At 44.2% G+C, this 12,299-nt stretch carries 11 protein-coding genes and 1 pseudogene; 3 read left to right on the forward strand and 9 right to left on the reverse strand.

Features of this window, described 5'->3' with window-relative positions:
- Positions 1-131: 131 nt before the first annotated feature.
- The 5 genes from rpsS to rplC form a co-directional block, all read right to left on the reverse strand.
- On the reverse strand, positions 132-410 hold the full coding sequence (gene rpsS, locus RMY27_RS19350; RefSeq protein ID WP_012410721.1) for a 30S ribosomal protein S19: 279 nt from the start codon (positions 408-410) through the stop codon (positions 132-134).
- Between the two features lie 146 nt (positions 411-556).
- Positions 557-1,420: a 50S ribosomal protein L2 gene (gene rplB / locus RMY27_RS19355; protein ID WP_094349090.1), complete on the reverse strand. Its 864-nt coding sequence runs from the start codon at positions 1,418-1,420 to the stop codon at positions 557-559.
- A 155-nt stretch (positions 1,421-1,575) separates the two neighbouring features.
- The gene (locus RMY27_RS19360; protein ID WP_069070779.1) at positions 1,576-1,890 is read right to left on the reverse strand and encodes a 50S ribosomal protein L23; all 315 of its coding nucleotides are present in this window, start codon (positions 1,888-1,890) and stop codon (positions 1,576-1,578) included.
- Positions 1,883-2,521, reverse strand: coding sequence for a 50S ribosomal protein L4 (gene rplD, locus RMY27_RS19365; protein WP_289800116.1), 639 nt, complete (start codon positions 2,519-2,521; stop codon positions 1,883-1,885). Before rplD ends, RMY27_RS19360 begins: the two co-directional genes overlap by 8 nt.
- 89 nt (positions 2,522-2,610) lie before the next feature.
- Positions 2,611-3,243 carry a 50S ribosomal protein L3 gene (gene rplC, locus RMY27_RS19370; RefSeq protein WP_094349087.1) on the reverse strand — a complete coding sequence of 211 codons (633 nt, stop codon included), beginning with the start codon at positions 3,241-3,243 and terminating at the stop codon, positions 2,611-2,613.
- A 992-nt stretch (positions 3,244-4,235) separates the two neighbouring features.
- Between rplC and RMY27_RS19375 the strand changes: the two genes are divergently transcribed.
- The gene (locus RMY27_RS19375; RefSeq protein WP_322665920.1) at positions 4,236-4,712 is read left to right on the forward strand and encodes an NAD(P)H-quinone oxidoreductase subunit N; all 477 of its coding nucleotides are present in this window, start codon (positions 4,236-4,238) and stop codon (positions 4,710-4,712) included.
- 35 nt (positions 4,713-4,747) lie between these two features.
- Here RMY27_RS19375 and RMY27_RS19380 read toward each other — a convergent pair whose 3' ends face one another.
- From RMY27_RS19380 to RMY27_RS19390, 3 genes are all read right to left on the reverse strand, one after another.
- Positions 4,748-5,266, reverse strand: coding sequence for a GNAT family N-acetyltransferase (locus RMY27_RS19380; RefSeq protein WP_322665922.1), 519 nt, complete (start codon positions 5,264-5,266; stop codon positions 4,748-4,750).
- Positions 5,267-5,579: 313 nt separating this feature from the next.
- Positions 5,580-8,873, reverse strand: a complete 3,294-nt coding sequence (locus RMY27_RS19385; RefSeq protein WP_322665924.1) for an efflux RND transporter permease subunit — start codon at positions 8,871-8,873, stop codon at positions 5,580-5,582.
- 75 nt (positions 8,874-8,948) lie between these two features.
- Positions 8,949-10,517 (reverse strand): efflux RND transporter periplasmic adaptor subunit, encoded by a 1,569-nt coding sequence (locus RMY27_RS19390; protein WP_322665926.1) that lies wholly within the window; start codon positions 10,515-10,517, stop codon positions 8,949-8,951.
- A 592-nt stretch (positions 10,518-11,109) separates the two neighbouring features.
- Between RMY27_RS19390 and RMY27_RS19395 the strand changes: the two are divergent.
- Positions 11,110-11,241: pseudogene (locus tag RMY27_RS19395) on the forward strand (phycobiliprotein lyase); the annotation flags it as partial.
- A 242-nt stretch (positions 11,242-11,483) separates the two neighbouring features.
- Positions 11,484-11,798 carry an RNA recognition motif domain-containing protein gene (locus tag RMY27_RS19400; RefSeq protein ID WP_194041514.1) on the forward strand — a complete coding sequence of 105 codons (315 nt, stop codon included), beginning with the start codon at positions 11,484-11,486 and terminating at the stop codon, positions 11,796-11,798.
- A gap of 84 nt (positions 11,799-11,882) precedes the next feature.
- Here RMY27_RS19400 and RMY27_RS19405 read toward each other — a convergent pair whose 3' ends face one another.
- On the reverse strand, positions 11,883-12,284 hold the full coding sequence (locus tag RMY27_RS19405; protein ID WP_322665928.1) for a nuclear transport factor 2 family protein: 402 nt from the start codon (positions 12,282-12,284) through the stop codon (positions 11,883-11,885).
- Positions 12,285-12,299: the final 15 nt, after the last annotated feature.

Raw genomic sequence — 12,299 nt, forward strand, 5'->3', positions numbered from 1 at the left:
CCTTTATCCTTTGTCTTTTGTCGAAAGCTAATAACTAATGACCCTTCGGGTTCGCCAGTTGCTCATGCGGGAAACCCCCAAGACCGCACTGGTTCACCAATGACAAATGACAAATGACCAATGACTAATAACTACCTACCCGCTTTTTTGTCGCTTTTTCCATGACCCCTGTAGGTGCGTGTCGGGGCAAATTCACCCAACTTATGTCCTACCATTTGTTCATTTACAAAAACGGGAACGTGTTGGCGTCCGTTATGAACAGCTATGGTATGACCTACCATTAGAGGCAAAATTGTCGAAGCTCTTGACCAAGTTTTAATAACTTCTTTTCTGTTGTTGTCGTTGAGCTTTTCAATTTTCTTTAGGAGATGATCCGCAACGAAAGGACCTTTTTTTAGAGAACGACCCATATTTTTTAAGTGCTGAGTTCTGAGTGCTGAGTTTTGAGTTTTAAGTTTCGAGTCTCAAGTTTTGAGTCTTGAGTTTTAAGTGTTGAGTTTTAAGTGTTGAGTTTGACAATTCCACTCAGCACTCGTTACTCGGTACTCATTACTGATTAAGACTCACGACCACCGCGACCGCGTTTAGAAGACTTACGACGACGACGTACAATCAACTTGCTGCTAAGTTTCTTGCGATTGCGTGTCTTCGCACCCAATGTGGGTTTACCCCAAGGTGTAACAGGCCCCGATCTACCGATAGGCGCTCTACCTTCACCACCACCATGTGGGTGATCCACTGGGTTCATGACGCTACCTCTAACCTTAGGACGGCGACCTTTCCAGCGATTTCGTCCGGCTTTACCTGCACTCAGGTTTCTCGCATCGGTGTTGCCTACTTGCCCAATAGTGGCGTAGCACTCGCGTCGAATCAACCGGACTTCTCCTGAAGGTAACTTGAGAGTTACATAATTACCTTCTTTTGCTACGACTTGGGCGCTAGCACCAGCAGCACGTACAATTTGACCACCTTTACCAGGAGTGAATTCTACGTTGTGAACACTAGTACCTAAGGGAATCTTCCAGAGTGGTAAGGCATTACCATCTTCAAAGGGAGAATCAGGTCCAGAAACAATTATTGTTCCAACTTTCAACCCGTTGGGGTGAAGTATGTACCGTTTTTCGCCATCTTGGTAATACAAAAGGGCAATTCTGGCATTGCGGTTAGGATCGTATTCAATCGCTGCGACTTTGGCCGGAATATTATGTTTATCCCTTTTAAAATCGATGATCCGATAAAGTTGTTTGTGTCCGCCACCCCGACGACGACTAGTAATCCGTCCGTGATTATTCCGACCTTTAGCGCGATGCTTCGAGGTTGTTAGGGATTTTTCTGGCTCGGTTCTGGTAATTTCCGCAAAGTCAGAGATTGTAACTTGGCGAGTGCTGGGGGTATAAGGGCGATAAGAACGGGTACCCATATTTTTACAGTGCTGAGTGCTGTTAGCTGTAGCGGGGCGTTTAGCCCGTGCTGAGGAGCCAGTGCGTTGCGGAGGTTCCCTCCGTTGTAGCAACTGGCGTTGCTGAGTCTTGAGTGTTGAGTTCAGTAACTCTTAACTCCTAACTCAAAACTTTTTTAGACTTCTGGGAATAGAACTTGTCTAATCTTGTCTTCATCCCCAGGTGCGACGGTGACGATCGCTCGCTTATATTGGGGCTTATAGCCAATAAATTTACCAACGCGCCGCTTTTTGCGCGGTGGTAGAGTGGTGTTGACTTTTACAACCTTGACCTGAAACAAGTCTTCGATTGCAGCCTTGATTTCTGGCTTAGATGCCTTTGGAATTACTTCAAAGGTGTACTTGTTTTGCTCCATCAAGATGGTCGCTTTCTCGGTAACGATTGGGCGACGTACTAAGTCGGCAAGGTCGCGGGGGTCAAAGCTAGGCACTGTAGACCTCCTGAATTTTTTCTAGGGCTGATGCCGTAACTACAATTTTGTCAGCGTGCAGTAAATCAAAAACATTTAGCTGGTCGGCTGCAATTAGTTTTAAATTTTCAATGTTGCGGGCTGATAAATAAACGTTATCTGTATCCGCAATTTCAGACAAAATTAACAGTGCCTTGCTTTCTGGTACTATTCCCCAACGGGCAAGCGCTGCCACTAATTCTTTAGTCTTCGGGCGAGATAGCTCGGTGCTAAATTCTTCTACTACGATCAAGTCGTCAATACGACCGACAAATGCTGTCCGCAGGGCTAAACGTCGCTCTTTGCGGTTCAATTTCAGATCGAAGTCTCTAGGCTTTGGCCCAAAGATCACACCACCACCACGCCACAATGGTGAACGAATAGACCCTGCACGAGCGCGACCAGTACCTTTTTGCCGCCAAGGTTTACGGCCACCACCTCTGACTTCAGCACGAGTTTTTGTGCTGGCATTTCCTTGACGAGCATTGGTCAATTGCCGTACTAAGGCGCGGTGCACAATATGAGACGCTGTTCCTTCTTTGGCAACGCGCAATTCGAAGGTCGTCTCACCGACCTGTTCTCCTTGCCAATTTTTAACTACGCTTTCAACCATCTTTGTTATCTGTCCTTTGTCATTTGTCATTTGTCATTTGTCTTTTGTCCTTAGCCAATGACTACTGACTACTGACTAATGACTTTTGACTATCCCACTGTTTTTGCAGGCACAACACTTACTAGAGCGCCTGGTTTACCAGGAATAGCTCCCTTAATCAGCAATAAGTTGCGTTCTGGATCGACTCGCACTATGGTCAGTTTGCGGATTGTAATACGTTTTCCACCCAAACGACCTGCCATCCGCTTACCTGGATAAACACGACCAGGCGTTGTACCAGCACCAATAGAACCCGGCGCTCTGTGGTTTTTGGAACCGTGTGACATTGGCCCGCGACCAAAGTTGTTGCGCTTCTGGTTTCCCGCAAAGCCGCGACCGATGCTTGTACCGACGACATCGACAATTTGACCAGCGCTAAAAATATCTGCTTTAATCTCTTGACCTAAAGCATAATCACTAGAGCTATCGGTGTGATATTCATTTAAGTGACGCAATGCTGGGGCAGATGATTTCGCCAAATGACCCAATAATGGTCTGTTTAGTGCCTTGGGTTTGACTTCGCCATAACCAACTTGAATGGCAAAGTACCCGTCGGTTTCTTTCGTTTTAACTTGTGTAACAGTGCATGGCCCTGCTTGAATGACAGTTACAGGAATAGATACTCCTGCTTCGTCAAATATTTGAGTCATGCCCAGCTTGGTGCCGAGAATACCTACAGACACAGTAACTGGTTCTCCTTTCTACTTGCTGACCTTGGAATTGGACTTTAGAGGACACGCTTTGTACGCATCAGTTTAGGCTAGGTTAGCCTGCGAAATTTGGAATGGTTTTAATAAACCGCTCCAAATGCTTTCGGACACAACAAACCGTGTCCTTACTGCTTGGTGAATCTGTTTAGCTTCACTCATTTAGATCACCAGAACAGCCACAAGTCTCTTCCCGTTGGGAAGGAGTAACTTCTGGAATCAATGCAAGGCGCTACAGCTTTAAGCTGTGTGCAGCAATGCTTTCGTCCAAGCAATTGCTCTGGCACTTTCTGGAGGCAGCGCTGTCGGCGGGTTTTCCGATTTTTACACGCCCGAAGGGCGGCTTCCCGGAGATTGGCTACTGCCGTGTTGCAGTTGGACTTAAGCGGTTATTACCGCCCAGTATCCGTTAACTGAGACTGACGTAATGCCATGAAACCAACATTGCTGCTCAGTTTTACTTCCTTAAACACCTTAAACTATTGTTTAAGTTTTTGCCTGCTTTTTTTAGAGGCACAGGAGTAAACGTACCTTGAAGCTTAGGATTAACTTTAGTTATTCTTCCATAAGCTCTAATGTTGACCTGAAAGCTTTCTTAGTTTACCAGTCTACGATCGCTCTGAGTTAGATTATCCAATTTGGATTAAGTCATCAGCTTTTGATGCTAGCACTACTTCAGAATGACAGTAAAAAGTTAACCTAATTTGCGTTTTTGGTCACAATCTAATAATATAAATTATTTATTTATGTTTGTCCAGTAATTTATAGAGCTATTTTTAGGGAGGGAGTAGGGAAGAAGCAAGGGAGCAGGAAATAGGGTACAGGTTACAGAGTAAAGATTATCACCTATTACCTGTCACCTGTCACCTTTCCCCTAATCCCAATGCCCAATACCCAAAAAAAATGCTTTTAATCTATCGGTTCAGGGTAAATAATAGAAATATCTAAGTGGGATAAGACGAAAATCTATGGCACTAATTACCACTGGCAACGGTTTAATCCGCGATCTGGAAAAGTTTGGCGCTCTGGGAGTGTATGTACCTCTGGAAGGAGGTTATGAAGGTCGATATCAGCGCCGACTACGGGCAGCTGGCTATACTACCCTCCACATTACTGCTAAAGGACTGGGTGATTTAGCTGCGTATCTCACAAGAATTCATGGAGTCAGACCTCCTCATCTTGGAAAAAAAAGCACTGGTAGCGGTGCCGCAGTGGGTCATGTGTACTATTTACCCCCAATTCTCAATTCTCATCTAGAACAGCTACCACCAAAGTCTAAGGGGCTGGTCTTGTGGATTATTGAAGGGCATATTCTTTCAAATCAAGAACTTGAGTATTTGACAAATTTGCCTCAACTAGAACCACGAGTGAGAGTAATCATTGAAAGGGGTGGCGATCGCTCTTTCCGTTGGACTTCTCTAGAAAAAACTCTGTTAGCTAGTTAGTCCTTTGTCATTAGTCATTAGTCATAAGCTTATGACTAATGACTCAATTCAATCAGCATTTCAATAATGCTGATTCGAAAACCACAAGATGCAAATAACCGCCGTGAAGCCTCGTTAGCAATTGCTGTATCTAGACGAATTTGCTTGATACCCATCTGATGAAAGCGTTCAATACTTAGCATCACCATCTGCTGCGCAATTCCTTTTTGGCGATATTCCGGCTCTACCCAGATATCATGAATAAAAGCAAATTCCTGTAACCGATAAATTGGTATTTCTCGCTCAACTGTTGCTACCAGAAACCCTACAATTTGCCCTTCATTTTCGGATACTAGAAATACACTGCGATCGCTGGAAGCGTCGGCGTTCGCGTCGCGTCTCGTAGAGAAGCCATCGCTATTTGCCAAACGCGTCAACCATTGCTCATAACGCTGTTCTGGATGCGGCAGAAAACCATACTTGGCGGAATCCCAAGACTCATGCAAAGCACAAATTTTGGCAACCATTGGTAAAACTGCGGGTACGTCAGTGATTGTGGCGGAGCGGATTAGCATAAGCTTTCAAGCACAAAAGGCACAAACAAGAAAGAATGCCTTGTAATGAGATATTAGTTTTTATTCATTTACTCAGCTAAGACTATCGTTTTGTTGACTCTGAGCGTCATAAACTTTGGAAAACTTTGTTTTTAGCATTCGGGAATGGGCTGGCTTGGTTAGAACAGGGGTGATATCTAAGTGGATATCTGAAATGGTTATAAGGTTGAGAAACTATGGCAAACGGTTGTCTATTTATAACCATTCCAGAAACAAATAGCGATCGCGATCGCCAGCAAAATTGGTATTGCGCTATGTGCAAGTTAAATGCTCATTAGCTGATAAGTTTTTTCGTAACTCCACGCAACCTGATTAACACTGGCTTTGCCCAATTTCCACCTAGCAAATCGTGCAGCAGAATATAAAAACAGGGGATGATAAATAATGTCAGCATCGTTGCGATCGCCATCCCAAAGAAAACTACAATCCCTAAAGGCTGCAAAAACTCAGAACCTTCGCCAATACCCAATGCCAAAGGAAACAGTCCCAAGATAGTGGTGACTGTGGTCATGATAATTGGGCGCAAGCGTTGAGGTGCAGCTTTCATGATGGCAATTTGACGACTACAACCAATTTCATCCCGAATTTGGTTCGCTAGTTCTACCATGAGAATTCCTGCGTTGACCACAATTCCTACCAGCAGGACGACACCAACAATTACAGTTGCACCAATTGCAGTTTGGGTAATATAAAGCCCAAAAAGTCCCCCAGCTAAGGCCAGTGGTACGGTGAACATAATTACCAATGGGTCAATCAGGGAATTGTATTGTACCGCCATGACTACAAAGATTAAGAACGTTGCCAACGCCCCCAAAGTTTTTAAAGCATCCTGAAGTTGCTGATTAGTTTCTTGGGCAGAACTAGGTACAATTGAAACGCCATCAGGTAAGTCTACATCTTTGAGTACCTCGTTGACTTCTGCGATCGCTTCACCAAGACTAGCTCCCTCGCTCAGATTTCCTGCCACAATAAAAGCTTGGCGCTGATTAATCCGTTGCACCTCACCAGGCGCTTGACCTTCTTGAATGTTCGCAACATCTGAAAGACGGATTAGTTGATTATTTTCTGTAAATAGCGGTAATTGCTCTAGTTGGGAAGGACGCTGAATAGCTTCTTTATTTAGCTGCACCCGCACATCAACTAAACGATTACCGCGTTGAATTTGTGTGGGAACTGAACCTTCAATTGCTGTTTGAACTGTTGCACCAATTTGTTGAGCGCTCAACCCTAAAGCTGAAACCCGTTCCCAGTCGGGGCGAATTTGGATTTCTGGTTGTCGGGGGTCGGCATCTGGTCGGAATGTCGCTAATTTTGCCCTTTCCTGCAATGCTTGCAGCACTTGTGCGCCTGCTTGCGTTAAGTTTTCTTCATTCTCACCTTGCAGAATCACGTCAACTTCTGACCCTTGCACTGGAGAATTACTCAAGATTAAACCCCGCACCTGACCAGGATTGAGGCGCAGCAAAATTCCTGCTAAGTTGAGTTTGTTAAATTCTTGAGTTACTTTTTTGACGAAAGCTTCGACATCTGTGCCTGGTTTTAGATTAATAGTGCTGCTGGCACGTAAAGGATTCTCTGTAGTATTGCTACCAAACAAAGAACCACCCACAGTTGTGAAAGCAGACTGGGTTTCTGGTTGTTTGAGCAAAATGTCATCGACAATTTGCATTACTTTTTCAGAAGTTGCTAAAGGTGTACCGGGAGGAAACTGCGCTCTCAAGTTAGCTTGACCAGTACTGATCCGGGGTAAAATTTCTTGGGGAATTTGACCAAACATAAAGAAGCTGCTGCCGCCTAAAATTCCCAAAGCAGCGATAACGACGAGGAGTCGATAGCGTAAAACCTTGGTTAAGAAGTTACCGTATCCTCGCGTAGCATCTTCAAATCGGTGATTAAATTGTCTAAGCAGCCAAAATTCGCTGATTCGACTAGACCAGCGAATTCCCAAGAGTCGAGAAGACAGCATTGGTACTACTGTGATGGCGACGACAAGGGATGCTGCAACTGCGAAGCTAATTGTCAGAATCAACTCATTAAATAGCAGTGCAATAAAGCCGCCAATTAAAAGGAATGGCACTACGGAAACTAAGTTAGCACCCGTAGCAGCAACTAAAGCAGATTCTACTTCTTGGGAAGCATTAATGGCACTGTCAATAAAGAATCTTGAATTTCTCCTCTGCCCCTCTGCCTCGATCTCTTTTTGATTGGGAGTCATCCCCGCTTTTTCAGAAATGTTCTCCAAAATCACAACCGATGTATCAATTGCTTGACCGACTCCTAATGTCAGACCTGCCAAACTGAATACATTCAAAGTCAAGCCAAATATTCTCATCAAAGCGATCGCCGCCAGAGTACACAGCGGAATCGTCAAACTGATAATAAATGTTTGCCTGAACGATCCCAAAAATAACAACACTGCTGCGGCTGCTAACAATGCCCCAGAAATCCCCGAAAAGATGACATCGTTTAAAGAATTACGGATGAAGACAGATTCATCTGTGGTGGGACTCAAAGTCATGTCTGCTGGAATTAAACCTGATTGCCGTAATTGTTCAATTCGCCGCTTAACAGCATCTACAACCGTGATTGTGTTGGCTTCAGGCTGCTTTTGAATTGAAAATTTCACCGCAGGTTGGCGATTTAAGTAAACAAATACTCGCTGTTCTTCTGTATCGTCAATTACCTCTGCAAAGTCTCGCAAGTAGACGCGGCGGGAAGGTGCAGGAGTAGTGGAAGTGGAAGTGGTAGTGCTATTACTGCTATTACTGGTATTAGCACTAGCAGGAGAAGAAACTTCTAAAGAAAGGTTTTCAATTTCCTTGGCATTTTGGAAGCGTCCGACAGTCCGAGTCAATGGCTCAGAGTTTTGCCCCAGAATCCGACCACCAGAAGTATCTTGGTTACGGGCTGTTAATTCATCTAAGACATCATTTAACCCGACACCCAAAGCTTGCAATCGGTTTAAGTCAACAAGCACTCGTACTTCTTCTTCAGCACCGCCAGATACATCAACTGAGGCCACTCCTGGCACGACACTGAGTTCACGCGTTAACTCTTCATCAGCAAATACGCGTAAATCTTTACCTGGCAAAGAAGCAGATGTCAATGCCAATTCATAAACCGGTAATTGGGAAGGATCGACTTTAAATAAGCGCGGCTCCTCTATCGTATCTGGCAGTTGTCCTCGGTTTCGGTTAAAAGCAGCAGTAGCATCGTTTAGGGCTTGGTCAATATCGCCCCCTGGTTGGAAGTATAAATCGAGGCTCACTTGTCCTTCACGGGTGCGGGAAAAAACTTGCACTACATTCTCGGTTGCCCGTAAAGCTTCTTCTAAAGGTCTAGTGATTTCATCTACTGCTACTTCTGGTGAAATACCAGGGGCTTCTAGCCGGACGCCAATTCGCGGATAGGTAATAGCTGGTAGCAGATCGACTTGGATCGTGGTGAGAAAAAATACCCCAATGACAATTACTGCCACGGTGAGCATGAGTGTGCCAATGTGTTGGCGGATAGCGATCGCACTAAGGCTAAATCCGCCACTGCCACTATTATTATTTGCCTGTTGCATGATACTAAGTGATAAGTGCTAAGTGCTGACTACTGAGTACTTTTTTCATTAATATGGTGGTTACTCCCCACCCTACTATTGCTTTTCTGAAAGAATTGAAAGACCTACAGTGTCACCTTCTTTTAACGGCTTACCACTACGAACAACATAGCGCTCTCCCGCTTGTAAGCCGGATAAAATTTCCACTTTGCCATCAGCTTTTTGTCCTAAGGTGACAGCACGTGTCGCTACTTTCGTCTTACCATCTGTGTCTTTCACCACAAATAGCGTCCCCGAGCGGTTTTCTTGCTCTTTCGCTGCTGCCTTTGCTGCCCCTGCTTGTTTTTGAATAGCTGTTTGCGGTACTACTACCCGCTGTTGAGTCTGGTTTTCAAAATTGACTCGCGCCAGTAGTCCGCTGCCAATCTTGCCCTGATTGTTGGGAATCACTACTTCTACAGGTATCAAGCGAGCTGTGGCATCGGCAGCTGGGGAAATGCGCGTAACTCTGCCAATTAACGCTTCTTTGGGGAAGGCATCTAAACGGACTTGTACAGACTGCCCAACCTGAATTTGTGCTAGTTCTAATTCGGAAACTTGCACAACGACTTTGACACGGTTAAAATCACCAATTTTTAAGACTTCGCTACCTGCTTGCAAAAGGTTGCCTGGTTCTGTCACCTTTTCTGTGACTACGCCAGTGATAGGAGATGTCAGCCGAGTGTAAGACCTCCGCTCTTTGGTTTGAGCAACCAATGCCTGTTGGGCCAATACTCTACCTTGGGCCGCAGCAACAGCTTGCTGTTCTGTACGCATCTGCTCTTGAGCTGCCCGTAGTGCCTGGGCTGCTGTTTGCGCCTGGGTACGCGCTTGTTGGGCAGTTTGTTCAGCGATCGCTCCGGCTTTAAATAGATTCTGTTGCCGTTGTGAGTCTGCCTGAGCTTGCACCACTTCTAGCCGCGCCCGCTCAACGTCTGCACGGGCATTGCTTACCTGATTGGTTGCCCTAGCTACTTCTGATTTAAGGGCTGCTAGTTCTGCTTCTGCTTGCTTTAATTCGGTCATAAGTATGGCATCATCTAACCGCCCGACGTTTTGCCCAAGCTTTACCCTATCGCCTACATCTAGGTTCAAAGCCAACAACCGGGCTTCTACTTGCGATCGCAATGATACAATCCGAAACGGTGTTGTATTACCTGTATATTCTAGTGATTTTTGCAGCAAATCAGTTCGAGCGATCGCCACATCTACAGGTGTTGCACCACTGCCTTTCCTACTAGCGCGACTCTGGGATTGTGCATCTGCTGATTCTTTGGGCAACGAGCCGCAACTTGCCGTCAGCAGCCCTATACCTAGCAAACAAGAAATAAATAAACTTCTTACAGAGGTAGAGGAAAGTAAGTAATTTTCTTTTTTACCTTTTTCACCTGTTGCACTAGTGCTGTTTGCAAGAAGTCTACTCTTTAAATCTGCGTAGGCCCAGCCCGCACTTCGGCTGCGCCCTTCTCTACGAGAGGCTGCGCCAACGGCTACGCTCAGGACAGGCTCAGTGACCACCCCAGGCATAACTACCTCAGTTTTCACAACTGAATTTAACTGGATATTAATGAGCTGGTCGGCGGCTAGCGGATCTGTTATTTTCACCTGCTTGTGCGGCTTATTCATATCCAAAATCATTTATTTTTCTCTTATTGGGGAGCTTTTGGGGTTAACAGCCGTGTTTTACCAAGTAATTTTGAGAGATATCATTAACGAAAAACGGCGAGAATTCATAAGCTGTCTTACACTAAATTTCTGTATCAGAAATTACTGTTTTCCCATAAAAATCCAAAACTTCTCACCGCTCTACTTCTTACGCAGAGGTAGAAAATCTTCTTGCAGATAATAAATTATAAACAAAGTATAAATATTTGTCAGTTTTCTGAAATCTACCCATAGGGGAAGCCTGGGTTTTTCTAAAGATATGAAACTTTTTGTCCCACATCCTAAGATGGGCGGTATTACAAGAATTACCCTTGTTTTTGCATCTCACTTTTTATTCTCGCATAAATACTCGTAATTACAGTACTTTATTTCTTGTTAAGAATATTAAAGATTTATTGCTTTTTTAAGTTTATATATAATGTACCGGAGAACACTATTTTTTTACTCCCCCTGCGTAATATGGCAAAAACAGGGTGATAAGTACCATAGCAACAACAGCAAGAATGAAGTTTTTTGCCAGATATATATTTGCATTAGGTGAGGAAGGTAAGGCGTGACATCATTGCTCAGAATCGTACAAACCACTAATGAATCCCAGATTTCCGAATTTTTCCAAGAATCAGAGGGGAAGTGGCAATCGCAACGACGCTACTACACCCTACCGGAGGGAGAAACTAAAGAGATCGAGTAGCCTCACCCGTTTTTAGACCAGCCAACATCTAGCTATTAACCACTTATATAACTTTTTATAACAGTTTTTCAAACTTTTACCCAGAAATTTGCCTCCTATGTCATCATGGGAAGTGAAATGAGAATTAATTCGGCGACAGTGTTTGTTTTTAGTATTGACAGGCTTTTTCCTTTTGGTATTACAGACTTCTCTCCGAAATCTAAATCTCTACAAACTTATGATTTTGGAGACATTTGATGTCAATTTACGTTGGTAACCTCTCCTATGATGTTACACAAGATGCGCTGAGTGCTGTATTTGCAGAATATGGTGCTGTAAAGCGTGTTCAACTACCCACAGACCGTGAAACAGGTCGTTTACGCGGCTTTGCTTTCGTGGAAATGAGTTCAGAAGATGAAGAAGCAAAAGCCATTGAAGCTCTTGATGGTGCTGAATGGCTTGGTCGTGACCTCAAGGTAAATAAAGCCAAGCCTAAAGAAGACAGAAGTGGTGGTTCCTTTGGGAACCGTGGTGGTGGCGGCGGCTACAACCGCAGCAACAACCGCTACTAACTTGAATTTAATTTAGAAAAGGCTCAGGCAGGAATGCTTGAGCCTTTTTTATGCGAAACTTTGATTCTAAATAATTTTGGCCAATTATTCATCATACTGCACTGATGATTTTCTAACCAAAGTGCCCTGATGAAAGATCATTTTCCATTGATCGTTGTTTAATTTCCAGATGGAACTTCGCAACGAATGAACAGGTTGTTTGCCAGATATATTTCTGACTATACGATAAGTTACTAAAACAACCCCTGTAGCTAAAACTAACGTTTTAAATTCTGTTATCAATCTTTGAGTCAGAGGTTGGATGGATTCATTCTGCAAGCTCTCGATAATTTGCTGTTTATTAAAAACACGCCCTGAGCTTCCGAATTCAATGAACTCGTCAGCAAGTAAATCCATGATATCTTTCGCTGACTTTCGTACATCGGGTTGAAGCAAACGCTCCTCCAATTCACGAAAAAGTGATTCTTCTAAATAGTCTGCGTTCATATATGTTCTGAAGAC

Origin of the sequence: Nostoc sp. DedQUE09 (genome assembly GCF_034530915.1) — a bacterium.
Taxonomy (GTDB): domain Bacteria; phylum Cyanobacteriota; class Cyanobacteriia; order Cyanobacteriales; family Nostocaceae; genus Nostoc.

Excerpts from the sequence above, each read along its gene's own strand:
- rpsS (WP_012410721.1), bottom strand. The coding sequence starts at position 410 with ATGGGTCGTTCTCTAAAAAAAGGTCCTTTCGTTGCGGATCATCTCCTA.
- RMY27_RS19400 (WP_194041514.1), top strand. The coding sequence starts at position 11,484 with ATGTCAATTTACGTTGGTAACCTCTCCTATGATGTTACACAAGATGCG.
- RMY27_RS19385 (WP_322665924.1), bottom strand. The coding sequence starts at position 8,873 with ATGCAACAGGCAAATAATAATAGTGGCAGTGGCGGATTTAGCCTTAGT.
- RMY27_RS19390 (WP_322665926.1), bottom strand. The coding sequence starts at position 10,517 with ATGAATAAGCCGCACAAGCAGGTGAAAATAACAGATCCGCTAGCCGCC.
- RMY27_RS19375 (WP_322665920.1), top strand. The coding sequence starts at position 4,236 with ATGGCACTAATTACCACTGGCAACGGTTTAATCCGCGATCTGGAAAAG.
- RMY27_RS19380 (WP_322665922.1), bottom strand. The coding sequence starts at position 5,266 with ATGCTAATCCGCTCCGCCACAATCACTGACGTACCCGCAGTTTTACCA.
- rplB (WP_094349090.1), bottom strand. The coding sequence starts at position 1,420 with ATGGGTACCCGTTCTTATCGCCCTTATACCCCCAGCACTCGCCAAGTT.
- RMY27_RS19405 (WP_322665928.1), bottom strand. The coding sequence starts at position 12,284 with ATGAACGCAGACTATTTAGAAGAATCACTTTTTCGTGAATTGGAGGAG.
- rplD (WP_289800116.1), bottom strand. The coding sequence starts at position 2,521 with ATGGTTGAAAGCGTAGTTAAAAATTGGCAAGGAGAACAGGTCGGTGAG.